Source organism: Ideonella livida, assembly GCF_010499455.1.
Classification (GTDB): Bacteria; Pseudomonadota; Gammaproteobacteria; order Burkholderiales; family Burkholderiaceae_C; genus Ideonella; species Ideonella livida.
This window is the reverse complement of record NZ_JAAGOH010000039.1, coordinates 1-23,292: the sequence shown is the minus strand read 5'-3', so window position 1 is coordinate 23,292 and position 23,292 is coordinate 1. Positions and strand designations below refer to the sequence as shown.

The 23,292-nt window shown below is 70.2% G+C and carries 21 protein-coding genes; 5 read left to right on the top strand and 16 right to left on the bottom strand.

Annotated features, from left to right (window positions below; all coding sequences use genetic code 11):
- Window positions 1-49 precede the first annotated feature (49 nt).
- The 3 genes from G3A44_RS20405 to G3A44_RS20395 are packed head-to-tail and all read right to left on the bottom strand — an operon-like array spanning window position 50 to window position 3,024.
- The gene (locus tag G3A44_RS20405; protein ID WP_163459599.1) at window positions 50-514 is read right to left on the bottom strand and encodes a DUF2147 domain-containing protein; all 465 of its coding nucleotides are present in this window, start codon (window positions 512-514) and stop codon (window positions 50-52) included.
- 14 nt (window positions 515-528) lie between these two features.
- Window positions 529-2,319 (bottom strand): acyl-CoA dehydrogenase C-terminal domain-containing protein, encoded by a 1,791-nt coding sequence (locus G3A44_RS20400; protein WP_163459598.1) that lies wholly within the window; start codon window positions 2,317-2,319, stop codon window positions 529-531.
- A gap of 45 nt (window positions 2,320-2,364) precedes the next feature.
- The gene (locus tag G3A44_RS20395) at window positions 2,365-3,024 is read right to left on the bottom strand and encodes a TetR/AcrR family transcriptional regulator (protein WP_163459597.1); all 660 of its coding nucleotides are present in this window, start codon (window positions 3,022-3,024) and stop codon (window positions 2,365-2,367) included.
- 308 nt (window positions 3,025-3,332) lie between these two features.
- Here G3A44_RS20395 and G3A44_RS20390 point away from each other — a divergent pair, with 308 nt between their 5' ends.
- Complete coding sequence (locus tag G3A44_RS20390; protein ID WP_163459596.1) at window positions 3,333-3,890, top strand: HNH endonuclease; 558 nt, start codon at window positions 3,333-3,335, stop codon at window positions 3,888-3,890.
- A gap of 13 nt (window positions 3,891-3,903) precedes the next feature.
- Here G3A44_RS20390 and G3A44_RS20385 read toward each other — a convergent pair whose 3' ends face one another.
- From G3A44_RS20385 to G3A44_RS20340, 10 genes are all read right to left on the bottom strand, one after another.
- Window positions 3,904-4,647 carry an HAD-IA family hydrolase gene (locus G3A44_RS20385; RefSeq protein ID WP_163459595.1) on the bottom strand — a complete coding sequence of 248 codons (744 nt, stop codon included), beginning with the start codon at window positions 4,645-4,647 and terminating at the stop codon, window positions 3,904-3,906.
- Between the two features lie 27 nt (window positions 4,648-4,674).
- Window positions 4,675-5,712: a class II fructose-bisphosphate aldolase gene (fba, locus tag G3A44_RS20380; protein ID WP_163459594.1), complete on the bottom strand. Its 1,038-nt coding sequence runs from the start codon at window positions 5,710-5,712 to the stop codon at window positions 4,675-4,677.
- 46 nt (window positions 5,713-5,758) lie between these two features.
- Window positions 5,759-6,784: a type I glyceraldehyde-3-phosphate dehydrogenase gene (gene gap, locus G3A44_RS20375; protein ID WP_163459593.1), complete on the bottom strand. Its 1,026-nt coding sequence runs from the start codon at window positions 6,782-6,784 to the stop codon at window positions 5,759-5,761.
- 38 nt (window positions 6,785-6,822) lie between these two features.
- On the bottom strand, window positions 6,823-7,533 hold the full coding sequence (locus G3A44_RS20370) for an HAD-IA family hydrolase (RefSeq protein ID WP_163459592.1): 711 nt from the start codon (window positions 7,531-7,533) through the stop codon (window positions 6,823-6,825).
- Window positions 7,534-7,547: 14 nt separating this feature from the next.
- Complete coding sequence (gene tkt, locus G3A44_RS20365) at window positions 7,548-9,602, bottom strand: transketolase (RefSeq protein WP_163459591.1); 2,055 nt, start codon at window positions 9,600-9,602, stop codon at window positions 7,548-7,550.
- Window position 9,603: 1 nt separating this feature from the next.
- Window positions 9,604-10,488 carry a phosphoribulokinase gene (locus tag G3A44_RS20360; protein ID WP_163459590.1) on the bottom strand — a complete coding sequence of 295 codons (885 nt, stop codon included), beginning with the start codon at window positions 10,486-10,488 and terminating at the stop codon, window positions 9,604-9,606.
- A gap of 42 nt (window positions 10,489-10,530) precedes the next feature.
- Window positions 10,531-11,634, bottom strand: a complete 1,104-nt coding sequence (locus tag G3A44_RS20355; protein WP_163459589.1) for a class 1 fructose-bisphosphatase — start codon at window positions 11,632-11,634, stop codon at window positions 10,531-10,533.
- A gap of 161 nt (window positions 11,635-11,795) precedes the next feature.
- A complete protein-coding gene (locus G3A44_RS24275; RefSeq protein WP_375138683.1) occupies window positions 11,796-11,972 on the bottom strand; it encodes a hypothetical protein in 177 nt (58 codons plus the stop codon).
- A 111-nt stretch (window positions 11,973-12,083) separates the two neighbouring features.
- Window positions 12,084-13,211: an RNA 3'-terminal phosphate cyclase gene (gene rtcA, locus G3A44_RS20345; RefSeq protein ID WP_163459588.1), complete on the bottom strand. Its 1,128-nt coding sequence runs from the start codon at window positions 13,209-13,211 to the stop codon at window positions 12,084-12,086.
- Window positions 13,196-14,413 (bottom strand): RtcB family protein, encoded by a 1,218-nt coding sequence (locus G3A44_RS20340; protein ID WP_163459587.1) that lies wholly within the window; start codon window positions 14,411-14,413, stop codon window positions 13,196-13,198. The genes rtcA and G3A44_RS20340 overlap by 16 nt, the downstream gene beginning before the upstream one ends.
- Before the next feature lie 223 nt (window positions 14,414-14,636).
- Here G3A44_RS20340 and rtcR point away from each other — a divergent pair, with 223 nt between their 5' ends.
- Window positions 14,637-16,262 carry an RNA repair transcriptional activator RtcR gene (rtcR, locus tag G3A44_RS20335; protein ID WP_163459586.1) on the top strand — a complete coding sequence of 542 codons (1,626 nt, stop codon included), beginning with the start codon at window positions 14,637-14,639 and terminating at the stop codon, window positions 16,260-16,262.
- On the opposite strand, the gene G3A44_RS20330 is transcribed toward rtcR, so the two are convergent.
- The 3 genes from G3A44_RS20330 to G3A44_RS20320 are packed head-to-tail and all read right to left on the bottom strand — an operon-like array spanning window position 16,259 to window position 19,229.
- On the bottom strand, window positions 16,259-17,260 hold the full coding sequence (locus tag G3A44_RS20330; protein ID WP_163459585.1) for an AAA family ATPase: 1,002 nt from the start codon (window positions 17,258-17,260) through the stop codon (window positions 16,259-16,261). The two genes, rtcR and G3A44_RS20330, sit on opposite strands and share 4 nt — an antisense overlap.
- Window positions 17,261-17,283: 23 nt before the next feature.
- Complete coding sequence (locus G3A44_RS20325) at window positions 17,284-17,727, bottom strand: ribulose bisphosphate carboxylase small subunit (protein ID WP_163459584.1); 444 nt, start codon at window positions 17,725-17,727, stop codon at window positions 17,284-17,286.
- 35 nt (window positions 17,728-17,762) lie between these two features.
- Entirely contained in the window at window positions 17,763-19,229 is a 1,467-nt protein-coding gene (locus G3A44_RS20320; RefSeq protein ID WP_163459583.1) for a form I ribulose bisphosphate carboxylase large subunit, read from the bottom strand.
- 155 nt (window positions 19,230-19,384) lie between these two features.
- On the opposite strand from G3A44_RS20320, the gene G3A44_RS20315 reads away from it, so the two are divergent.
- From G3A44_RS20315 to G3A44_RS24195, 3 genes are all read left to right on the top strand, one after another.
- Window positions 19,385-20,329 (top strand): LysR family transcriptional regulator, encoded by a 945-nt coding sequence (locus tag G3A44_RS20315; protein ID WP_163459582.1) that lies wholly within the window; start codon window positions 19,385-19,387, stop codon window positions 20,327-20,329.
- 61 nt (window positions 20,330-20,390) lie between these two features.
- Window positions 20,391-21,440, top strand: coding sequence for an extracellular catalytic domain type 1 short-chain-length polyhydroxyalkanoate depolymerase (locus G3A44_RS20310; protein WP_163459581.1), 1,050 nt, complete (start codon window positions 20,391-20,393; stop codon window positions 21,438-21,440).
- 140 nt (window positions 21,441-21,580) lie between these two features.
- Window positions 21,581-23,110 carry a TolC family protein gene (locus G3A44_RS24195; protein WP_310734425.1) on the top strand — a complete coding sequence of 510 codons (1,530 nt, stop codon included), beginning with the start codon at window positions 21,581-21,583 and terminating at the stop codon, window positions 23,108-23,110.
- The last annotated feature ends 182 nt before the right edge of the window (window positions 23,111-23,292 follow it).

The window sequence follows — 23,292 nt, the reverse complement described above, 5'->3', positions numbered from 1 at the left end:
GGGGGTTCTTCCTGAAAGGTCGAGGGTTTGGCGGTCGAGAGGTCGGGGCTCACTCCACGCGCAGCCAGGTCTGGGTGCGGTAGAAGGGGCCGATGTAGCCGCGCAGCTCCAGCTTGCGGCCACCGTCCACGGGCTTGAGGCGGGTGCGGTAGGTCTTGCCGTTGGCGGGGTCCAGCACCTCGCCGCCGGTCCAGATGCCAGGCTCGCCGGCGTCTTGGCGCAGGTTGCGCAGGATTTGCAGCCCCACCACGGGCTGGCCCTTGCGCTCGTCGCTGCATTTCTCGCACACCGCGCCGGGCTTGACGCTGGGGTCCAGCAGGCGCTCGATGCGCCCGCTCACCACACCGCCGGCCTCGGTGATGCGCACCAGCGACTTCTCCTGGCCGGAGTCGTCGTCAATGCTTTTCCACAGGCCCACCGGACTCAGCGGGCCGGGGACCTGCGCCCAGGTGGGCGTGACCAGGGCCGTCCCCAAGGCCATCCCCAGGGTGGCGGCCAGCACGTGGCGTTTCATGGCGCGCCGCGGTGTCAGAACAGGGCCTCGTCCATGGCCATCAGCGGCGCCACGCCGGCGCGGGCGGTGCGGATCAGGCTGGCGGTCTCGGGCAGCAGCTTGGCAAAGTAAAAGCGTGCGGTGTGCAGCTTGGCGGTGTAGAAGGTGTCGCCGCTGTCTTGCTTGTCCAGCGCCACCTTGGCCATGCGGGCCCACAGGTAGGCGTAGACCAGATGGCCCACCACGCGCAGGTAATCCACGGCGGCCGAACCCACTTCTTCGGGGTTGCCCATGGCCTTCATGCCGATTTCCATCGTCAGCTTGGTGACCTTCTCGCCCAGGTCGGCCAGCGGGTTGATGAACTCCTGCATGTCCTCGCGCACGCCCTCTTCTTCCACAAAGGCGGCGACCATCTTGCCCAGCTTCTTGAGCTTCTTGCCGTTGTCGCCCAGCACCTTGCGGCCCAGCAGGTCCAGGCTCTGGATGGTGTTGGTGCCCTCGTAGATCATGTTGATGCGGGCGTCACGGACGTACTGCTCCATGCCCCACTCGTGGATGAAGCCGTGGCCGCCGTACACCTGCATGCAATGGCTGGTGGCAATCCAGCCGTTGTCGGTGATGAAGGCCTTGACGATGGGCGTCAGCAGGGCCACTTCGTCCTCGGCCTCTTGGCGCTCGTCGGCGTCGGCGGCGTTCAAGGCCACGTCCAGCTTCATGGCGGTGTAGACGCACAGGGCGCGGCCACCTTCGGCGTAGGCGCGGGCGGTCAGCAGCATCTTGCGCACATCGGGGTGCACGATGATGGGATCAGCCGCCTTCTCCGGCGCCTTCACGCCGGACAGGGCGCGCATCTGCAGGCGGTCCTTGGCGTAGGCCACGGCGTTCTGGTAGGCCACCTCGGTCAGGCCCAGGCTTTGGCAGCCCACGCCCAGGCGGGCGGCGTTCATCATCACGAACATGGCGGCCAGGCCCTTGTTGGGCTGGCCCACCAGGGTGCCCACGGCGCCGTCCAGGATCATCTGGCAGGTGGCGTTGGCGTGGATGCCCATCTTGTGCTCCAGGCCGCCGCAGTAGATGCCGTTGCGCGCACCCAGGCTGCCATCGGCGTTCACCAGGAACTTGGGCACCACGAACAGGCTGATGCCCTTGGAGCCGGCCGGCGCGTCCGGCAGGCGGGCCAGCACCAGGTGGATGATGTTGTCCACCATGTCGTGCTCGCCGGCGGAGATGAAGATCTTGGCGCCGGTGATCTTGTAGGTGCCATCGGCCTGCGGTTCGGCCTTGGTGCGCAGCAGGCCCAGGTCGGTGCCGCAGTGCGGCTCGGTCAGGCACATGGTGCCGGTCCACTCACCGCTGGTCAGCTTGGGCAGGTAGGTGGATTTCTGCGCGTCGGTGCCGTGGGCGTGCAGGCACTCGTAGGCACCGTGGCTCAGGCCGGGGTACATGGTCCAGGCCTGGTTGGCGCTGTTGAGCATCTCGTAGAAGCACTGGTTCACGGTGTGCGGCAGGCCCTGGCCACCAAAGGCCGGGTCGCAGCTCAGCGCGGGCCAGCCGCCTTCCACATACTGGGCATAAGCCTCTTTGAAGCCCTTGGGCGGCGTCACCTCATGGGTGGTCTTGTCCAGGGCACAGCCTTCGGCGTCGCCCGACAGGTTGATGGGGGCCACCACCTGCGCGGCGAACTTGCCGCCCTCCTCCAGCACCGCGTTGACGGTGTCCACGTCGATGTCGGCATGGGCGGGCAGCGTGCGGAAGGTGTCCACAACGTTGAACAGCTCGTGCAGCACGAATTGCATGTCGCGCAGCGGGGGGTTGTACTGGGGCATGGCGGTCTCCGGGAGGGGGCGGGGGGTGAAACGGGGGCGGACAGCTCAGGCCCGGACCGGCGAGGGCGCCGCCGGCGAGGCCAGGTGGTCTTGGACGATGCGGGCAAAGCCGCGCCGAGCGCGGTCGATGGCGCCGGGGTTGCGCAGGAATCGCGCGTCGTGGTGCGTGGCCAGGATCAGGCCGTGCACCTCGAACAGGAACTGGGCGGGGTCGGTGTCGGCCCGCAGCTCGCCGGTCTCCACCGCCAGGCGGATGGCGCGCTCCAGGGCCAGCTGCCAGCTGCGGACCATGTCGGCCAGGGCGTCGCGCACGGGGCCGGGGCGGTCGTCGAACTCCACCGCGCCGCTGATGTAGATGCAGCCGGAGTCAATTTCCACCGACACGCGCTTCATCCAGTGCTCGAACAGGGCGTTCAGGCGCGCCAGGCCGCGGGGCTCGCGGATGGCGGGGAAGAACACTTCCTCCTCGAACTTGGCGTGGTACTCGCGGATCACCGAGATCTGCAGCTCCTCGCGCGAGCCGAAGTGGGCGAACACGCCGGACTTGCTCATGCCGGTGACTTCGGCAATGGCGCCGATGGACAGGCCTTCCAGGCCCACGTGGGCCGCCAGACCCAGCGCGGCCTCCAGGATGGTGGCGCGCGTCTGCTGCCCCTTGTGGAGGCTGCGGGTGCTGGTGCGACGGGGAGCGGTGGTGTTGGACACGGCTTTAATAAAACGAACGGTCGTTCTATTTTGAAGGCAAGTCGAGCCGCTGCACAAGAGGGGGAAACGGCTTTTTACGGCCGCCAGGTGGCAAATGCTTGCATCCCAGGGTAAACCCCGAGCAAACTCCGTGAACACACCACGAAGTGCCCCCCGCGGCGGCAGGTGTCATGCGGGAGGACTATGCTGTGGTGCCGGCCGTCATCCTGTCCGCACCAGCCGGTGCGCGGGCCCTGACGGTGCAAGGCGGCCCGGAGCGGGCCATCGCGGGGCGGTGGTCGGCGCCGGGCGGGTCTGGAGGTGCGCCGATGGATGTGCTGCAGCTGGACGTTTCGGGTCGACCACAGGCTTGGCTCACGGTGAAGGAAGCCGCCGTGCTCTACGCCAGCGACGGCGTGGCCTGGACCGTGGGCGAGACCTGCTACGTGCTGCGCGGCGGTGTGCAGCGCGCCACCGGCCTGCCCTCGCGGCTGAGCCTGCACCCCATCATCGCGGTGCGCGGGGCCATGCCCTCGCGGGCGTTCCGGCAGGTGCCTGCCCTGACCAACCCCAAGCTGTTCGTGCGCGATCGGTGCCTGTGCGCCTACTGCGGCCAGCGCTTCGGCCACGACGGCCTGACGCGGGAGCACATCGTCCCCACCTCACGCGGCGGCGCCGACAGCTGGATGAACTGCATCACCGCCTGCCGCGCCTGCAACCACCGCAAGGCCAACCGCCTGCCCGAGGAGGCACGCATGAGCCTGCTCTTTCTGCCCTACGTGCCCAGCCTGCATGAGGACATGATCCTGCGCGGGCGCCGCATCCTGGCCGACCAGATGACCTTCCTGCTGGCCAGTGTGCCGGCCGGCAGCCGACTGCGCGGCTGACGCGACCGGCGCCTCAAGCCGCACGCTGCCAGGCGCCGCGCTCGGCGCGCAGGCGCTCCCAGGTGAAGTCCTCATCGCGGGTGATGAGCTGGCAGAAGGGCGAGAACACCGGCGCCAGGCGCTCGGGCCGGGGCGCCGGGAAGTACACGCTGGGCCGCAGCCACACCGGAATGCCGGCGGCACGGGCGGCACTCAGGCCGGGGCCCGAGTCCTCCAGCGCGCGGCAGGCCAGCGGCGGCAAGCCCAGGCGCTGCAGCGCCAGCAGATAGGCCTCAGGGTGGGGCTTCTTGTCGCGCACGTCCTCGCCGCACACCAGCACCTCAAAGCGGTCGGCCCAGCGCCGGCCCAGCAGCTCGGTCATCAGGGCTTGCACATTGCGGCGGCTGGTGGTGGTGACGATGGCCTGGCGCAGGCCCTGGGCCCGGGCCTCGCGCATCAGGTCCAGCACCCCCGGGCGGGGCAGCAGGGCGCCAGCGGCCACCAGCTCGGCATAACGCTGGTTCTTGCGGTGGTGCAAAGCACGGGCCAGCGATTCGCGCGCCTCCGGGGTGCGCGGGGCATCGGCGCGGTGCAGCATGTCGGCCAGCAGGCGCTCGCGCCCGCCGGTGATGTGCAGCAGCTCGCCATAGCGGCGCTCGTCCCAGCCCCAGGGCAGGCCGGCATCGGCAAAGGCCAGGTTGAAGGCGACGCGGTGGCCATCGCGTTCGGTCTCGGCAAGGGTGCCGTCCACATCCCAGAGCAGGGCCTTGGGGGTCATGGGCTTCTCCTGTGCGGGCCATGTGGGTCAGCGGTAGCGCGGCACCAGGGCGTCCAGCGCCAGCGGCCGGATGCGGGCGGCGTGGCCGGCGCAGCCAAAGGCCTCGAAGCGCGCTTGGCAAATGCCCTGGGCGGCTTTGCGGGCGGCGGCCAGGGCCTTGCGCGGGTCAAACTCACCGGGCTGGGTGGCCAGCAGCTGGCGCATGGCGCCGAACATGGCCAGGCGGATGTCGGTGTCGATGTTGACCTTGCGCACGCCGCTGCGGATGCCGCGCACGATCTCCTCCACCGGCACGCCGTAGGTCTCCTTCAGCTCCCCGCCGTATTGGCGAATGATGGCCAACCATTCCTGCGGCACGCTGGAGCTGCCGTGCATCACCAAGTGGGTGTTGGGCACGGCGGCATGGATCTGGGCGATGCGGTCGATGGCCAGCACCTCGGCAGTGGGCGGGCGGGTGAACTTGTAGGCGCCGTGGCTGGTGCCAATGGCAATGGCCAGGGCGTCCACGCCGGTGCGGGCCACAAAGTCCCGGGCCTCGGTCGGGTCGGTCAGCATTTGCTCATGGCTGAGCTGGCCCACCGCGCCCACGCCGTCTTCCTCGCCGGCGTCGCCGGTTTCCAGCGAGCCCAGGCAGCCCAGCTCCCCCTCCACACTCACGCCCACGGCATGGGCCATCTCACAGACCTGGGCGGTGACGGCCACGTTGTAGTCGTAGGAGGCCGGGGTCTTGGCGTCTTCACGCAGCGAGCCGTCCATCATCACGCTGGAAAAGCCCGAGCGGATGGCCTGGATGCACACCGCCGGCGAGGCGCCGTGGTCTTGGTGCAGGCAGACGGGGATGTCCGGGTGGGTCTCGATGGCGGCCAGCACCATGTGGCGCAGGTAGGCCTCACCCGCGTAGCTGCGCGCACCCGCGCTGGCCTGCAGGATGACCGGGCTTTGTGTGGCCTGGGCGGCCTGCATGATGGCCTGGATCTGCTCCAGGTTGTTGACGTTGAAGGCGGGCACGCCGTAGCCATGCTCGGCGGCATGGTCCAGCAGTTGGCGCAGGGCGATGAGGGCCATGGAAAGTCTCCGGTGGGTTTTGGGCTTGTCAGGGAAGGGGTTGGACTCAGCGCAGGTCTTGGCCAACCACGCGGGCCATCTCCAGGCATTTGTTGGAGTAGCCCCATTCGTTGTCGTACCAGGACACGACCTTCACGAAGGTGCTGTCTAGGGCAAGGCCCGCCTCAGCATCGAACACGCTGGTGCAGGGTTCACCGCGGAAGTCGGTGGCCACCACCTTGTCTTCGGTGTAGCCCAGCACGCCCTGCATACCGCCTTGGGCGATGGGGGTCTGGCTGGCGGCCTGCAGGGCAGCGCACACCTCGGCGTAGGTGGCAGCGGTGTTCAGCTCCACCGTCAGGTCCACCACCGACACATCGCTGGTGGGCACGCGAAAGGCCATGCCGGTCAGCTTGCCCTTGAGCTCCGGCAGCACCACGCCCACGGCCTTGGCGGCACCGGTGGAGGACGGGATGATGTTTTCCAGGATGCCACGGCCGCCGCGCCAGTCCTTGTGGCTCGGGCCGTCCACGGTCTTTTGCGTGGCGGTGGCGGCGTGCACCGTGGTCATCAGGCCGCGCCGGATGCCAAATCGGTCATTGAGCACCTTGGCCACCGGCGCCAAACAGTTGGTGGTGCAGCTGGCGTTGCTGATGATGGCCTGGCCGGCGTAGCGATCATGGTTGACGCCGTAGACGAACATGGGCGTGTCGTCCTTGGACGGGGCCGAGAGGATGACCTTCTGGGCGCCCGCATCCAGGTGCTTTTGCGCGGTGTCCTGGGTCAGGAACAGGCCGGTGGACTCGATCACCACGTCGGCGCCCACCTCGCCCCAGGCCAGCTCGGCCGGGTTCTTCAGCGCCGTCAGGCGGATGCGCCGGCCGTTGACCACCAGGTGCTGGCCCTCCACGGCCACCTCACCCTGGAAGCGGCCGTGCACGCTGTCGTACTTCAGCAGGTAGGCCAGGTAGTCGGGCTCCAGCAGGTCGTTGATGGCGACGACCTCGATGTCGTCAGAGAAGTTCTGCACGGCGGCACGGAACACCATGCGGCCGATGCGGCCGAAGCCGTTGATGCCCATCTTGAGGGTCATGGGAGAAGTCCTGGATCTCTGGAACAAGGAAATGGCGTTCAGGCCATGGCCGGGGCAAAGCCACCGGCGCGGTTGGCGGCCAGCACGTGCTCGGCGATGTCGGGCAGGCTGTCGAACAGCCGATGCGGCCTGGCCAGCAAGATGGACTCGCCGCCGTTGTAGCCCCAGGGCACGGCCCAGGCCTGGGCGCCCGCGGCGCGGGCGGTTTCCACATCGGTGGCGGCGTCGCCCACGTGGGCGGCGCGGTGGGCCTGGCCGCCCAGCACGCCCAGCACATGGCGCAGGCCGGCGGGGTCGGGCTTTTTCTGCGGCAGCAGGTCACCGCCCACCACGTAGTCCAGGCAGTCGTCCAGCCGGCAGGCGCGCAGCACCAGGGTGGCAAAGCGGTGCTCCTTGTTGGTCAGGCAGGCCACGCGCACCCCTGCACCGCGCAGGGCCTGGAGCGTGTCGCGGGCGCCGGCGTAGGGCTGGGCCAGGCGCCCGGCGGTGGCCTGGTAGTGGCGGTCCAGGCGCTGCAGCACCGCGTCGGGCGGCAGGCGGTCGGCCAGCGCGGGCTCCTGCAGCAGCAGGTGGGCCAGCAGGCGCAGCATCAGGTGCCGCGCCCCGTGGCCGATGAAGCCGGTGATGAGGGCTTCGTCTTGGCGGGGCACGCCAAACTCGGCCAGCGTGCGGTTAACGGCCTCGGTGATCTCGGCGGCGGTGTCCACCAAGGTGCCGTCGAGGTCAAAGGAGATGACGGAGTAGCGCATCGGCTGCCGTCCCTTCAGTTGGAGGAGCGTTCGATCTGCGGCTCACGCCCGATCTCTTCGGCCACCAGGGCCGCCAGGTGCTCGGGCGTGAAACCCAGCGCCTGCATCAGCGCGGGGCCGGGGGCCGATTCACCAAAGCGGTCCAGCCCCAGCACGGCGCTGCAACCGTAGGCGGCCCACAGCTTGCTGCTGCCCGCCTCCACCGCCACGCGCGGGCCATGGCGGCCCAGCACGCTTTGGCGCCAGGCAGCGTCCTGCCGGTCAAACACCGTGGTCGACGGCATGGAGACCACCCGCACCGGCAGGCCGCGCGCATCCAGCAGGGCCTGGGCCTGCAGGGCCAGGGCCACCTCAGAGCCGGTGGCGATGAGGGTGGCCAGCGGCTGCGGCCGCTCACTCAGCACATAGCCCCCGCGGTGGATGGCGGCGGTCTGCTCGGGCGTGCGCGTCAGGGCCGGCAGGTTCTGGCGCGAGAGCAGCAGCGCCGTGGGCCGGTGGGCCTGCTGCAATGCGCTGCCCCAGGCCACAAAGGTCTCGGCCGCATCCCCCGGGCGCCACACGTCCAGGTTGGGAATCAGGCGCAGGCTGGCGGCATGCTCCACCGGCTGGTGGGTGGGGCCGTCCTCCCCCAGGCCAATCGAATCGTGCGTGAGCACATGGATGACCCGGCGGTTCATCAGCGCCGCCATGCGGATGGCGTTGCGGCTGTAGTCGCTGAAGGTCATGAAGGTGCCGCCAAAGGGAATGAAACCGCCGTGCAGCGCCACGCCGTTCATCACCGCCGCCATGCCAAATTCCCGCACGCCGTAGTTGAGGTGGCGCCCGCCGGGCGCACCGCCACGCACCGCGCCGCAGCCCGGCCAGTCGGTCAGGTTGGAGGCGGTCAGGTCGGCGGAGCCGCCCAGCAGCTCGGGCAGGCGCCGGGCCGCCTCGGCAATGGCCAGCTGTGAGGCCTTGCGGCTGGCCACGGTCTGGGCGCGCTGCTGCACCTGGGCCACGGTGCTGAGCCAGTCGGCCTCGAAGCTGGCCGGCAGGGTGCCGGCCATGCGGCGCTCCAGCGCAGCCGCCTCGGCCGGGAACAGCTTGCGGTAGGCGGCCCAGCGGCTGCGCCAGGCGCCTTCGGCATCGGCGCCACGGCTGCGGGCGTCCCACTCGGCGGCCAGGTCGGCCGGCACTTCAAACGGCGCGGCGGTCCAGCCCAGCGCCGCCTGGGTGGCGGCGATCTCGGCCTCACCCAGCGGCTCGCCATGCGCCTTGGCCGTGCCCTCGCGGGCTGGTGAGCCTTTGCCGATGGTGGTGCGGCAGATGATGAGCGTGGGCTGGGCGTTCTGCGCCTTGGCCGCGTGAATGGCCGCGTCCAGCGCATCCACATCGTGGCCGTCCACCGGGCCGATGACCTGCCAGCCACAGGCGCGGAAGCGGCCGGCCGTGTCATCGGCAAACCAGGGCGTGACCGCGCCGTCGATGCTGATGCCGTTGTCGTCGTACAGCGCCACCAGCTTGCCCAGTTGCCAGGCGCCGGCCAGGGAAATGGCCTCCTGGCTGATGCCTTCCATCAGGCACCCGTCGCCCAAAAACACCCAGGTGCGGTGGTCCACCACGGTGTGGCCGGGGCGGTTGAATTCGTCGGCCAGCAGCTTCTCGGCCAGGGCCATGCCCACGGCATTGGTCAGGCCCTGACCGAGCGGGCCGGTGGTGGTTTCCACGCCGGGGGTGTGGTCCACCTCGGGGTGGCCGGGCGTCAGGCTGCCGCGCTGGCGAAAGCGCTTGAGCTCGTCCATGGGCAGGGCGTAGCCGGTCAGGTGCAGCAGCGCATAGAGCAGCATGCTGGCGTGGCCGTTGGAGAGCACAAAGCGGTCACGGTCCCACCACTGCGGGTGGGCGGGGTTGTGCTTGAGGTGGCGGTGCCACAGCGCCTCGGCCATCTCGGCCATGCCCATGGGCGCACCGGGGTGGCCGGAATTGGCCTGTTGCACGGCGTGCATGGACAAAGCGCGCAGGGCGTTGGCCAGGGGCCAGCGCTGGCCGTTGTCAGGGCGGACGACGCGGTCATGGGAGGTGCTGGCCATGTCAGTGCCCCCCGAGCGCGCGTTGGCGGCGCTCCATCATTCGCCAGATGTAGGGCGTGAAGATGAGCTGCATCGCCAGTTCCATCTTGCCGCCGGGCACCACCAGGGTGTTGGCCCGCGACATGAACGAGTCGTTGATCATGTTGAGCAGGTAGGGGAAGTCGATGCCCTTGGGGTTGGCGAAGCGGATCACGCACAGGCTCTCGTCGGCCGTGGGGATGTCACGGGCGATGAAGGGGTTGCTGGTGTCCACCACCGGCACGCGCTGGAAGTTCACATGCGTGTGGGCGAACTGCGGGCAGATGTAGTGCACGTAGTCGGGCATGCGGCGCAGGATGGTGTCGGTCACGGCCTCGGCGCTGTAGCCGCGCACGTGCTTGTCGCGGTAGAGCTTCTGGATCCACTCCAGGTTGATCACCGGCACCACGCCGATCAGCAGGTCGGGGTGGCGGGCGATGTTGACCTCGGGCGTGACCACCGCACCGTGCAGGCCTTCGTAGAACAGCAGGTCGGTGCCCGCGGGCACGTCTTCCCAGGGGGTGAAGGTGCCGGGCTGCTGTTTGTAGGGCGCGGCCTCCACCGGGTCATGCAGGTATTTGCGGCGCTGGCCGGTGCCGGTTTCGCCATAACTGCGGAACAGCTGCTCCAGCTCGGGAAACAGGTTGTTTTCCGGCCCGAAGTGGCTGAAGTGGGTGTCGCCCGCCTGCTCGGCCTCGGCCTGGCGCTTGCGCATCTCCAGGCGGTCGTAGCGGTGGAAGCTGTCGCCTTCGATGATGGCGGCGGTGACGCTCTCACGCCGGAAGATGTTCTCGAAGGTGCGGGTGACCGAGCTGGTCCCCGCGCCCGACGAGCCGGTGATGGCGATGATGGGATGTCGCTGCGACATGCTGTTGTCTCCTCAAAAACCAGAAATCGGGACGGCGGCGGTTCAATCTCTGAACAACGAACGCTCACGGAACAGCGGCACGGGGGGCTCGCGGTCTTGGGCGGGTTCGCGGTGGTAGCGCTCGATGCGCTCGACCTCGTCGGCCGAGCCAAACACCAGGCCGATGCGCTGGTGCAGCTGCGTGGGCGGCACGGCCAGCATGGGTTCGCGGCCGGTGGAGGCGCGGCCGCCGGCCTGCTCCATCAAGAAGCCCACGGGGTTGGCCTCGTAGAGCAGGCGCAGGCGGCCGGGTTTGGCCAAGTCCTTGGTGTCGCGCGGGTAAAGGAACACGCCGCCGCGCATCAGGATGCGGTGCGCCTCGGCCACCATGCTGGCGATCCAGCGCATGTTGAAGTCCTTGTCGCGCGGGCCGCTGCGGCCGGCCAGGCACTCGTCCACATAACGCTTGACCGGCGGCTCCCAAAAGCGCGCGTTGGAGGCGTTGATGGCGAACTCCTGCGTCTGGCGCGGCACGCGGATGTCCGGGTGGGTGAGCATGAACTCGCCCAGGTTCGGGTCCAGCGTGAAGCCGGCCACACCCTGCCCCACGCTCAGCACCAGCTGCGTGGTGGGGCCGTACAGGGCGTAGCCGGCGGCCACCTGGGTGCAGCCGGGCTGCAAGAAGTCGGCCTCGGTGGCGTCGCGGCCGCTGTCCACCAGGTCCTGCGGGGCGCGCAGCACACTGAAGATGCTGCCCACGCTGACGTTCACGTCGATGTTGCTGGAGCCGTCCAGCGGGTCGAAGACCAACAGGTACTTGCCGCGCGGCTGGCCAGCCGGGATGGCGTACGGCGCGTCCATCTCTTCTGACGCCATGCCGGCCAGGGTGCCCGAGCCCGCGTTGCGCTGCAGGAAGACGCGGTTGGACAGCACATCCAGCGGCTTTTGCACCTCACCCTGCACATTCACCTGGCCGCCGACGGGCGTCGGGTCCGTGCCGCCGGTGCATCTGCCCAGCACGCCAAACGCGACGGTGCGGGCGATGGCCTTGCAGGCCAGGGCCACGTCCAGCAGCAGGGTGTTGAGTTCACCGCTGGCGCCAGGAAAGCGCCGGCGCTGCTCGATCAGGTACTGCGTGAGCGTGGTGGGATGGTGCGAGAAGGGCATGGTGGGTCTCCGGTGTTCAAGTTCCTCGGGGGCGGCGGGGCCGGCCATGCGGCGGCGTCACCCCCGGCCTTGGGGCTTGTGTCAGGGGGCTGGGGTGCCAGGGGTCCCGGCGGTGGGGAGCGGTGGAGGGCGACCGGCCCGTGCCGGAGCGTCAGGCGGGATCAGGCCGCGGCCAGTGCCCGCTGCAGCGCGGCAATGGCGGCGGCGCGGTCCGGCTGGCCAAGGGTGGCGCGGTCGAAGGGGATCCAGTCCGCCCCGGGGGCGATCACCGGGCGCACCTCCTCGCCCGGGCGGGCGAGATCGGCCGAGAGGAGGTTGGGGGCAAAGAGGAAGCTCATGGGGGTGCGCCGGGTCTGCAAGGGGCCGCAAGGACCGATGGCCACAATGTAGGCAGCGCAACCTTTAAGGTAAATTCATAGATGCTTTGGTTTCGATTCAGAGAAACTGAATCAAATCATCCCCTCCCCTGGGGCTCGGGGGGCGGTGGCCGGTTCCACCACCACCTGCCAGCACGGGTCCTGGCCCGTGGCACGCACGCGCACCGGCAGGAAGCGCTCGATCAGGGCGAAGTGCGTGGTGGCATGCAAGGTCAGCGTGGTGCAGCGGTAGCGGGCGGCGCGGCCCTGGGCGCACACCGCCAGCGCCAGCGGCAGGACCCACTGGTCGGCCAGGTGGGGGCCCAAGGGCGCGTCGCTGGCCTGGTAGTCACGCAGCTGGCGCATCAGGTCCTGTGCCACAGCCTCGGCGGGCAGGCCTTTGGCCCCCAGGGCGGTGAAGACCTCGGTGAGGCCCTCATGCACGCAGGTGGCCATCAGGGCGTTGCCCGGCCCCTCCTCCTGGCGACCGGGCAGGCGGCGCAGCCGGTCCGCCGGCCAGCCCAAGCCCACCGCCAAGGCCTGCAGCTCGCGCTGGGCCACCGCAGCCGGCAGGCCGGGCGACAGGCAATCGGCCCAGGCCTCCCGCAGGGGCCCGCGGACCTCCAGGTCAAACGGCTGCAGGCCACCGGCGGCAGGCGCCAGCAGGGCCAGCACCTCTCCCCCGCCAGCGGGATGGAAGCCGGGGCGGACCAGGGTGAGCTCTGACGGTGCGCCCAGGCGCCGCATCAGCGGCGCGTAGGACCGCGCCAGGAAGTGGAAGCTGGGCGCCATCGGGTTGTGCGTGCCGCCGCTCAGGCGCAGCCGGCTGGGCGCCTCGGCCTGCAGCAGCGCAGGCCACACCGTCTGCAGCACCAGGGTGCAGCTGCCGGCGGTGCCCACAGGAAAGTGGAAATCCCCGGCCCGCACCGGGCCGGGGGTGAAGCAGAGCTCGGTCGACCCGAGGTCGGCCCCCTGCACCTGGGCCCCGCCCACCTGCGCGGCAGCGTGCACGCAGGTCAGGTGCTGGCGCATCAGGCCCGGCTTGGGCCGGCCGGCACGGATGCGCGTCAGCCGCACCGGCCGCCCGGTGCACAGGGACAAGGCCAGCGAGGTGCGCAGGATCTGCCCACCCCCCTCCCCCACGGCACCGTCGATGTCGATGGCGTCACCGCCCCCGGCGGGATGGGCGCCCGCGCCCCCGGCACTCAACCCTTGACGCATAGCACCTGCTTCAAGGTGTGCACCACCTCCACCAGGTCGCTTTGCGCGGCCATGACGGCGTCGATGTCCTTGTAGGCCATGGGGATCTCGTCGATGACATCAGCGTCCTTGCGGCATTCCACCCCCTGGGTGGCCCGCACCTGGTCGTCCACAGTGAAGCGCTTCTTGGCCTGGTTGCGGCTCATCACACGGCCGGCGCCGTGGCTGCAGCTCTCGAAGCTCTCCGGGTTGCCCAGTCCGCGCACGATGTAGCTGCGTGCCCCCATGCTGCCGGGGATGATGCCCAACTGGCCACGGCGGGCGCTCACCGCCCCCTTGCGGGTGACGAACACCTCCTGCCCGAAGTGCTGTTCGCGTTGCACATAGTTGTGGTGGCAGTTCACCGCCTCCACCTGCACCTCGAAGGGCTTGGGGATGAGCGCGCGCACCGTGGCGACCAGCTGGGCCATCATCAGCTCGCGGTTCTTCATGGCGAAGTTCTGCGCCCAGGAGACGGCGCGCACATAGTCACCAAAGTACTCGGCGCCCTCTTCCAGGTAGGCCAGGTCCTGGTCCGGCAGGTTGCGCTGGTGGCGCTCGGCGTCCTGCTTGGCCAGCTCGATGAAATGGGTGCCGATGGCGTTGCCCACCCCGCGCGAGCCCGAGTGCAGCATGAACCAGACCAAGTCCGCCTCATCCAGGCAGACCTCGATGAAGTGGTTGCCAGTCCCCAGGGTGCCCAGGTGCTTGCGGTTGTTGGTCTGGCGCAGGCGCGGGTGGCGCTCGCACAGCGCGTCAAAGTCAGGCGCCAGCTGGGCCCAGGCCTGGTCCACAGGTTCGGGCGGATGCTCCCAGGCGCCCACGTCGCGGCCCCGCGGGGTACGGCCGTGGGGCACGGCCTGCTCGATGGCGGCGCGCAGCGGGCCCAGCTGGTCAGGCAGGTCCTCGGCACGCAGCGTGGTCTTGGCGGCCATCATCCCGCAACCGATGTCCACCCCCACCGCCGCCGGGATGATGGCCTTGAGGGTGGGAATGACCGAGCCAACGGTGGCCCCCACCCCCAGGTGCACATCGGGCATGGCGGCGATGTGCTTGAAGACGATGGGCAGGCGCGCGGCATTGGCCAGCTGCTGGCGGGCCTCGGGTTCCACGGGCACGCCGCGGGTCCACAGCTTGATGGGCACGCCGCCTTCGGGTTGTACGAGTTCGTAGGAGAGGGACATGTGCGTTCTCTTGGCAGTACGGAAGTGTCGGCGCCGGGGGCCCAGGGCCCGGCCGTCTGCCGACAGGCCTTGCATTGCCAAAGGCGTGCCAACCAGCCACGGCGCCCCCAACATCAAGCCAAGCTGTTGATTGAAATGGATCTTCATCCACTCCAGCACCTCATTGCCCGGCAAGGCCTGGGGCTGGATTTATATTGTTGGCGAGTTTCTTATCTTTATTGCCATGACCTTGCCGACCGTTGTCATCGGATTCCTGGGCAGCCAGCTTGACCACGGCCGCGGCGCGGCGCGCTGGGAGCGGTGGCGGCCCACGGTCAGCCTGGTCCAGCATGAGGACCTGCTGATCCAGCGCCTGGAGCTGCTGCACCAGCCGGAGCACCAGGACCTGGCCGAGCGGGTGCGGCAGGACGTGCTGAGCGTCTCGCCCGAGACGCAGGTGTGCCTGACGCCCCTGCCGCTGCACGACCCCTGGGACTTTGGCGAGGTGTATGCGGCGCTCTACGACTGGGTGCGCCAGTACCCCTTCCAGCCCGAGGCCGAGCGCTACTGGACCCACATCACCACCGGCACCCATGTGGCGCAGATCTGCATGTTCCTGCTCAACGAGGCACGCCACATCCCCGGCGTGCTGCTGCAGACCTCGCCCCCGCGCCGCCAGCGGCTGGGGGACCCGGGGCGCTACGAGCTGATCGACCTGGACCTCTCGCGCTATGACGGCCTGGCGCAGCGCTTTGCGGACGCCCGGCGCGACGCGCGGGACGTGCTCAAGAACGGCATCGACACCCGCAACCCGGCCTTCAATGCCCTGATCGAGGAGCTGGAACGCGTGGTCACCCGTTCACGGGCGCCGGTACTGCTGACCGGCCCCACCGGGGCGGGCAAGTCGCACCTGGCGCGCCGGGTCTACGAGCTGAAGAAGGCCCGTCACCAGCTCGCCGGTGAGTTCATCGAGGTCAACTGCGCCACGCTGCGCGGCGATGGCGCGGCCTCCACCCTGTTCGGCCACAAAAAGGGCGCCTTCACCGGGGCCGCCAGCGACCGGGCCGGCCTGCTGCGCAGCGCCCACGGCGGCCTGCTGTTCCTGGACGAGATTGGCGAGCTGGGGCTGGATGAGCAGGCCATGCTGCTCAAGGCGGTGGAGGAGAAGCGCTTCCACCCGGTGGGCAGCGACCGCGAGGTGCAGAGCGACTTCCAGCTCATCGCCGGCACCCACCGCGACCTGCGCGCCGAGGTGCTGGCCGGCCGCTTCCGCGAGGACCTGTTCGCCCGCATCAACCTCTGGTCCTATCAGCTGCCCGGCCTGGCCCAGCGCCGCGAGGACATCGAGCCCAATCTGGAGCACCTGCTGGCGCACGCCGCCGCCGAAGGGGGACGCCGCGTACGCTTCAACGCCGAGGCCAAGGCGCAGTACCTGCGCTTTGCCCAGTCGCCCGAGGCCCGGTGGCGTGGCAACTTCCGCGACCTGGCCGCCAGCATCACCCGGCTGAGCACCCTGGCCGAGGGCGGGCGCATCGGCACCGCGCTGGTGGCCGCTGAGCTGCAGCGCCTGCGCCACCTGTGGCGGGACGAGGACCAAGACACGTCCACCGCCGGGGTGGACCTGCAGCGCTGGCTGCCTGCGGCCAGCCTGGAGGCCCTGGACCTGTTCGACCGGCTGCAGCTGGCCCAGGTGCTGGCGGTGTGCCAGCGCTCGCGCAGCCTGTCGGAGGCGGGCCGCACCCTGTTCGACCGCTCGCGCCTGCAGCGTGCGGCGGTCAACGACGCCGACCGGCTGCGCAAGTACCTCCTGAAGTTCGGGCTGAGCTGGGAGGCGGTGCGCCCGGACGGCGCGGTGCCGCCTGCGGCCTAGGGCGGCGGCGCCTGGGGGGCGGTGGCCTCGGCCCAGCGGAACACCCGGCTGGCGGCAAAGTCGGCGGCTTCCAGGGTGCCCAGCGCCCGGGTGTCCCAGGGGGTGTGCGGCTGGCTGAACAGGCGGCTGGCCTGGCGCAGGCGGGCGCGGTCCAGCGCATTGCGCACGCTGCGGGCGTTGGCAAAGTGGGGCTGCCGCAGGCGCAGCGCCAGGTAGTGGGCAAAGGTGGCACGCGCGCCCTCGCCAAAGCGGTAGCCCTGCTCGTCCAGCAAGCGATCGGCGATCTGCAGCAGCTCCTGCGGCGCGTAGTCGGGAAATTCCACATGGTGGGCAATGCGGCTGCTCAGGCCCGGATTGGCGCGGAAGAAGGTGGCCATGCCCTCGGCATAGCCCGCCAGGATGACCACCAGGTCGTGGCGCTGGTTCTCCATGGCCTGCAACAGGATCTCCAGCGCCTCCAGGCCGTAGTCGCGCTCGTTCTCCGGCCGGTAGAGGGTGTAGGCCTCGTCGATGAACAGCACGCCGCCCAGTGCTTTGCGGATCACCTCGCGGGTCTTGGGGCCGGTGTGGCCGATGTAGGCCCCCACCAGGTCGTCCCGGGTGACGGCCACCAGCTGGCCCTGGCGCACATGGCCCAGCCGGTGCAGCAGGCCGGCCATGCGCTGGGCCACGGTGGTCTTGCCAGTGCCGGGTGGCCCGGTGAAGCACATGTGCAGGCTGGGCGGCCGGGTGACCAGGCCGTGGGCGGCGCGCAGCCGGTCCACCACCAACAGCGCGGCCAGGTCGCGCACCCGGGCCTTGACCGGCTGCAGGCCCACCAGGGCGGCATCCAGGGCCTGCAGTTCGTCCTGCACCCGGGTGTGTGCCAGCACCTCGGCCACGCAGCGGGGAGGGGCGGGCGCCGCGTCCGGTCCGGCCGGGGGGTCGGCGGGCGGTTCGCCGCCCCCCGGCGCGGGCGCCCGGGCCGCGCCGGGCAATGAATACAGTGGTGCACGCATGGCGGGCTCCTACGGCTGCAGGCTCAGGCCGCGCCGCCGCGCTGGCCCTCGGGCCGGTCGGTGGCATAGGCATGGACGGTGTAGCGCAGCGTGCGGCCCGAGGCCTCCTGCCGCACCAGGCCCAGTCCGGGCTCCTGGGGCGGCCGCTGCACGATGAAGCTCATGGTGATGGTCTCCACCCCGCGGGTGGCATCAAAGGCCATCAGGCGGATGTAGTGCTGCGGGAAGCTCTGCCGGCAGGCCTGCATCTCCTGCATCACCCCGGCGGCATCGCGCAGGTCGAACAGGGGCATGCCGAACATCTCCCAGTAGGTGTTGCGGGGGTGGGGGTCGTCGGTGTATTCGACGCTCCAGGCATAGCCCTTGTGCAGGCCGTACTGCACCTGGGCGGCAATCTCGGCATCGCTCAGGTCGGGCAGGAAACTGAACTGGCCCTGGGTCAGGCGGCCGGTGGGGTTGGTCATCATGGCGCGGGGTCTCCGGGTGGGGGGGCGGGCGGGGCTCAAGCCGCTGCCGGGGTGGCGGCAAAGTCGCTGGTGTCGGTGCTGGCGTACTGGAAGGACACGTCCTTCCAGGTGTCCAGCGCCTGCCGCAGCGGGGTGCAAAAACGCGCGGCGGCTTGCAGGATCTCGGGCCCTTCGTGCTGGATGTCACGCCCCTCGTTACGCGCCTTGACCATGCACTCCAGCGCCACCCGGTTGGCCACCGCACCGGCCTGGATGCCCGCGGGGTGGCCGATGGTGCCGCCGCCAAACTGCAGGATCACGTCATCGCCGAACAGGTCGATGAGCTGGTGCATCTGGCCGGCGTGGATGCCGCCCGAGGCCACCGGCATCACCTTCCTCATGTCGGCCCAGTCCTGGTCAAAGAACAGGCCGCGCGGCAGGTCTTGCCGGGTGTAGCTGTCGCGGCAGACGTTGTAGTAGCCCTGCACGGTCATCGGGTCGCCTTCCAGCTTGCCCACCGCGGTGCCGGTGTGCAGGTGGTCCACGCCGGCCAGGCGCAGCCACTTGGCCATCACGCGAAAGCTCACGCCGTGGTTCTTCTGGCGGGTGTAGGTGCCATGGCCGGCGCGGTGCATGTGGACGATCATGTCGTTCTTGCGCGCCCAGTTGGCGATGCTCTGGATGGCGCTCCAGCCGATGATCAGGTCGACCATGATCACCACGCTGCCCAGCTCCTTGGCGAACTCGGCCCGCTCGTAGATGTCCTCCATCGTCGCGCCGGTCACGTTCAGGTAGCTGCCCTTGACCTCGCCGGTGGCCGCACTCGCCTTGTTGACGCCGTCCATCACGTAGAGGAAGCGGTCACGCCAGTGCATGAAGGGCTGCGAGTTGATGTTCTCGTCGTCTTTCATGAAGTCCAGGCCGCCCTTCAGGCCCTCGTAGATCACGCGGCCGTAGTTGCGCCCGGAGAGCCCCAGCTTGGGCTTGGTCGTCGCACCCAGCAGCGGGCGGCCGAACTTGTCCAGGCGCTCGCGCTCGACCACCAGGCCGGTGGGCGGGCCCTTGAAAGTCTTGACCAGGGCCACCGGCATGCGGATGTCCTCGAGCCGCGCGGCCTTCAGCGGCTTGAAGCTGAAGACGTTGCCGATCAGGCTGGCGGTGATGTTGGCGATCGAGCCTTCCTCGAACAGGATGATGTCGTAGGCCACCCAGGCAAAGTACTCGCCCGGCCGGCCGGGCACCGGCTCCACCCGGTAGGCCTTGGCGCGGTAGCTGTCACAGGCGGTCAGGCGGTCGGTCCAGACCACCGTCCAGGTGGCGGTGCTGCTCTCGCCGGCCACGGCAGCGGCGGCCTCGATGGGGTCCACGCCGTCTTGCGGGGTGATGCGGAACAGGCACAGGGTGTCGGTGTCCTTCGGGACATAGTCGGCGTCCCAATAGCCCATCTGGCGGTACTTGAGGACGCCGGCGCTGTAGCGCTTGCTGGCGTCGGTGATCACTCCGGAGTCAAGGGGGGCGTTCATGCGGTGTCTCCTGGCTGCGGCGCCGTGCTCGGTGCCGGGGTGGGCGGACCGGAGGTCCATGGAGGCGGACTGTAGGAAGGCCAATCACTCAGGTAAATTCACGAATAGTTGGCTTTCGATTCAGAAGCGCTTAATCATCAAACCGTGGGCCAGGCATGAAGAACATCACCTTCCGGCAGCTGCGCGTCTTTGTGGAGGTGGCCCGCCACCTGAGCTTTGTGCGGGCGGCCGAGGCCCTGCACCTCACGCCGCCGGCGGTGACCATGCAGGTCAAGGAGCTGGAGTCGGCCCTGTCGCTGGCGCTGTTCGACCGCCAGGGCCGCAAGGTCAGCCTGACCACCGCCGGCGAGTACTACCTGGTCTACGCCAAGCGCCTGCTGGCCACGCTCAAGGACGCCGACGACGCCATGGCCCGGCTGCGCAAGCTGGAGACCGGCCTGCTGAGCGTGGGCCTGGTGAGCACGGCCAAGTACTTCGTGCCGCGGCTGCTGGCGCGCTTTCGCCAGGAGCATCCGGGGGTGGAGGTGCGGCTGCAGGTGAGCGCCAACCGCGAGCAGCTGGTCACGCTCATGACCCATGGCGAGGTGGACCTGGCCATCATGGGCCGCCCGCCCCGTGAGCTGGACGCCCGGGCCGAGCCCTTTGCGGCGCATCCGCATGTGTTCGTCGCGCCGCCGGGCCATCCCCTGCTGCGCGCCGGACATGCGCCGGCCGCGGCGCTGGCCCAGTACCCGCTGCTGGTGCGCGAGTCGGCCTCAGGCACCCGGGCGCTGATGGACCGCTTCCTGGCCGAGCACCGGGTCGAGCCCCGCATCGCCATGGAGATGCCCAGCAACGAGACCATCAAGCAGGCGGTGATGGCAGGCATGGGCCTGAGCTTCCTGAGCCTGCATACCCTGGGCCTGGAACTCAAGGCCGGCGAGATCGAGCTGCTGGCCGTGGAGGGCACGCCGGTGATGCGCATGTGGAACGTGGTGCACCTGAGCTCGCGTGTGCTCTCGCCCGCGGCCGAAGCCTTCCGCTACTTCATCCTGGAGGAGGGCGAGGCCTACCTGGCCGCGCACGACCGCCCGTGGCTGGGGGCGCCGCCAGGGACTTGAGCGGATGCGCCGCGCCAACGTCGATGCCCTCCCCCCTGGACACGCCCGTCTCCACGCCCCCATGACCCCACGCCTGAACCGCCTGCTGACCCATACCCTCGACCTGGCCCGGTCCGCGCGCTCGGCGTGGCAGGCGCGGCGCCGCCCGGCTGCCGACGGGCCTGCAAGCGCCGCGGCTCCGCCCGGACCCGCGACGCCCGCAGGCGGCATGGGCGCCCGCTGGCTCGCCGGGGAGCACCACCACCGCAGCGGCGGGCGGCGCAGCTACCGCCTCTACCTGCCGGCCGGCAACGCCACCGCCCCGAGGCCGCTGCTGCTGATGCTGCACGGCTGCACCCAGGACGCGGAGGATTTCGCCACGGGCACGGGCATGAACACCCTGGCCGGCGACGGCCTGGGCTGGCTGGTGCTCTACCCGGAGCAGTCGCGCCAGGCCAACCCCTCGCGCTGCTGGAGCTGGTTCAAGACCCCCAGCCAGCAGCGCGGCCGTGGCGAGGCCGGCTGGCTGGAGTCGCTGACCCGCCGGGTCATGGCCGAACAGGCGGTGGACCCGTCCCGGGTCTACGTGGCCGGCCTGTCGGCCGGCGGCGCCATGGCCGCCATCCTGGGGCAGGCCTGCCCGGACCTGTTCGCCGCGGTGGGCGTGCATTCCGGCCTGCCGGCCGGCGCCGCCCACACCGCCATGGGGGCCTTCATGGCCATGCGCGAGGGTGCACCGCCCCAGGCCCTGCGCCACCTCGGCCCGCCCGTGCCCACCGTGGTCTTCCATGGCGACGCGGACCTGACGGTGAACCCGGTCAACGGTGAGCAGGTGCTGCAGGCCGCCCTGGCCCGCTGGCCGCAGGCGGTGCCCAGCGTCCACCCCCATGCGGCCACCGCCCACCAGCTGGCCCATGTGCAGCGCCTGTGGCGCGACCCGCAGGGCCGGCCCTGCGTGGCGCACTGGTCGGTGCAGGGCCTGGGCCATGCCTGGAGCGGCGGCCGGGCCCCGGGGCGCTTCACCCACCCGGGCGGGCCGGACGCCAGCCGGGAGATGCTGCGCTTCTTCCAGCAGTGCACGCCCCACACCGCCCCGGGTACCGGGACAAACCCGCAGGACCCACCTCGCTAGGCGGCGAATAACGCGCCAAGGCACCGGAATCTCGCTCAATTGCGGCTCGGGTCGGTCGATAAGCTGCCGATCACCAAAGTTGGAACCCTGCGCATGACGCGGGTTTCCAGGCCCGACCCACCTGACACCGAGAAACCGCCGTGACCCGCTTGCTCACCCGCATCGCCGCCGCCAGCCTGCTGGCCATGAGCCTGTCCGCCTGTGACCACATGATGCCGGCCGTGCCCGCCGGCGCACCGTTGGACGAGGTGATCGACGAGGACCGCCAGGCCGTCCAGAAAGGGGTGGAACCGCTGGGCGAGACCCTGGGCCTGGACCAGGCGATCGCCCGGGCCCTGAAGTACAACCTGGACCGCCGCGCCAAGCTCATGGAGGAGGCGCTGGCCGCCCGCCAGGTCGACGAGGTGGGCTTTGACCGCATTCCCAAGCTGCTGGGCAGCGCCGGCTACAGCCACCGCGACGAGGAGCGCACCTCGCGCAGCAAGGACTCGGTGACCGGCGCCCCCTCACTGGCCAACCCGTCCATCTCCCAAGACAAAGAGCACCTGTTCTCCTCCCTGACCCTGAGCTGGAACCTGCTGGACTACGGCCTGGCCCACTTCAGCTACCAGCAGGCGGTGGACCGTGCGCTGCAGGCCGAGGCCCGCCGCCGCAAGGCCAGCCAGCTGCTGGTGCAGGACGTGCGCTCGGCGTTCTTCCGCGCGGCCAGCGCCCAGAAGCTGCAAGGCGAGGTGCGCGCCGCCCTGGCCCTGGCCGAGGACGGCCTGGCCGACGCCCGCAAGAGCGAGCAGGAAGCCCTGCGCAACCCCCTGGACAGCCTGCGCTACCAACGCCAGCTCACCGAGAACATGCGCCTGCTGGAATCCATCGAGCAGGAACTGGTGGCCGCCCGCTTCGAGCTGGCCGCGCTGATCAACGCCCCGGTGATGCAGCAGGTGCGCCTGCTGGCCGACGACGAACCCCTGCCCCCGGACCTGCTGACCACCTCGGTCGACGAGATGGAGCTGGCGGCGCTGCGCCAGAACCCCGACCTGCGCGACCACCTGCTGCAGCGCCGCATCGCCCAGGCCGAGGCCTACAAGGCGGTGGGCCGCATGCTGCCCAACATCGGGGTCAGCTATGGCGCCTACAACGACGACGACCGCTACCTGATCAACCAGCAGTGGAACGAGGCCACGGTCAACGTCAGCTTCAACCTGCTGAACCTGCTGTACCTGGACCGCGTGGAGCGCAACGGCCGCGCCGGCGTGCGCCTGGCCGAGCAGCGCCGCCTGGCCGCCCATGTGGCGGTGGTGACCCAGGTGCACGTGGCCCGGGCGCAGGTGGCCCATGCGCGCACCCAGTTCGAGCGGGCCGACTCGCTGTGGTCGCTGGACTCGCGCATCCTGGAGATGACCGCCAAACGCGAGCAGGCCCAGGCCGGCAGCAAGCTCGACCGCGTGGCCGCCCAGACCACCGCCATCATCAGCCAACTGCGCCGCTACCAGGCCCTGGCCCAGTGGCATGCCGCCGCCGGCCGCCTGCAGGCCACCCTGGGCACCGACCCTGTGCCCGACAGCACCGACGACCAAAGCCTGGAGGCCCTGAGCCGCGGCGTGCGCCAGCGCCTGCTCTCGCCCCTGCCGCAAGCCGCGGCCCCGGCCGCCCCGGCCGCCAGCGTCGGGGGCTGAACGCCATGACCGACCCCTCGCCCCCCCGAGTGACGAGGCGGCGGCTGGCCCTGCCCGCCCTGCCGCCTCCCACCGCCCCCTGGCTGTGCACCGCACTGGCCTTGAGCCTGGCGGCGCTGCTGGCCGGGTTGGCGCGCCCCGCCGCGGCCCAATCGCCCGGCCAGCCCGCTGCCGGCGCGCGG

Excerpts from the sequence above, each read along its gene's own strand:
- G3A44_RS20405 (WP_163459599.1), bottom strand. The coding sequence starts at position 514 with ATGAAACGCCACGTGCTGGCCGCCACCCTGGGGATGGCCTTGGGGACG.
- G3A44_RS20400 (WP_163459598.1), bottom strand. The coding sequence starts at position 2,319 with ATGCCCCAGTACAACCCCCCGCTGCGCGACATGCAATTCGTGCTGCAC.
- G3A44_RS20390 (WP_163459596.1), top strand. The coding sequence starts at position 3,333 with ATGGATGTGCTGCAGCTGGACGTTTCGGGTCGACCACAGGCTTGGCTC.
- G3A44_RS20385 (WP_163459595.1), bottom strand. The coding sequence starts at position 4,647 with ATGACCCCCAAGGCCCTGCTCTGGGATGTGGACGGCACCCTTGCCGAG.
- fba (WP_163459594.1), bottom strand. The coding sequence starts at position 5,712 with ATGGCCCTCATCGCCCTGCGCCAACTGCTGGACCATGCCGCCGAGCAT.
- gap (WP_163459593.1), bottom strand. The coding sequence starts at position 6,784 with ATGACCCTCAAGATGGGCATCAACGGCTTCGGCCGCATCGGCCGCATG.
- G3A44_RS20370 (WP_163459592.1), bottom strand. The coding sequence starts at position 7,533 with ATGCGCTACTCCGTCATCTCCTTTGACCTCGACGGCACCTTGGTGGAC.
- tkt (WP_163459591.1), bottom strand. The coding sequence starts at position 9,602 with ATGGCCAGCACCTCCCATGACCGCGTCGTCCGCCCTGACAACGGCCAG.
- G3A44_RS20360 (WP_163459590.1), bottom strand. The coding sequence starts at position 10,488 with ATGTCGCAGCGACATCCCATCATCGCCATCACCGGCTCGTCGGGCGCG.
- G3A44_RS20355 (WP_163459589.1), bottom strand. The coding sequence starts at position 11,634 with ATGCCCTTCTCGCACCATCCCACCACGCTCACGCAGTACCTGATCGAG.
- G3A44_RS24275 (WP_375138683.1), bottom strand. The coding sequence starts at position 11,972 with ATGAGCTTCCTCTTTGCCCCCAACCTCCTCTCGGCCGATCTCGCCCGC.
- rtcA (WP_163459588.1), bottom strand. The coding sequence starts at position 13,211 with ATGCGTCAAGGGTTGAGTGCCGGGGGCGCGGGCGCCCATCCCGCCGGG.
- G3A44_RS20340 (WP_163459587.1), bottom strand. The coding sequence starts at position 14,413 with ATGTCCCTCTCCTACGAACTCGTACAACCCGAAGGCGGCGTGCCCATC.
- rtcR (WP_163459586.1), top strand. The coding sequence starts at position 14,637 with ATGACCTTGCCGACCGTTGTCATCGGATTCCTGGGCAGCCAGCTTGAC.
- G3A44_RS20330 (WP_163459585.1), bottom strand. The coding sequence starts at position 17,260 with ATGCGTGCACCACTGTATTCATTGCCCGGCGCGGCCCGGGCGCCCGCG.
- G3A44_RS20325 (WP_163459584.1), bottom strand. The coding sequence starts at position 17,727 with ATGATGACCAACCCCACCGGCCGCCTGACCCAGGGCCAGTTCAGTTTC.
- G3A44_RS20320 (WP_163459583.1), bottom strand. The coding sequence starts at position 19,229 with ATGAACGCCCCCCTTGACTCCGGAGTGATCACCGACGCCAGCAAGCGC.
- G3A44_RS20315 (WP_163459582.1), top strand. The coding sequence starts at position 19,385 with ATGAAGAACATCACCTTCCGGCAGCTGCGCGTCTTTGTGGAGGTGGCC.
- G3A44_RS20310 (WP_163459581.1), top strand. The coding sequence starts at position 20,391 with ATGACCCCACGCCTGAACCGCCTGCTGACCCATACCCTCGACCTGGCC.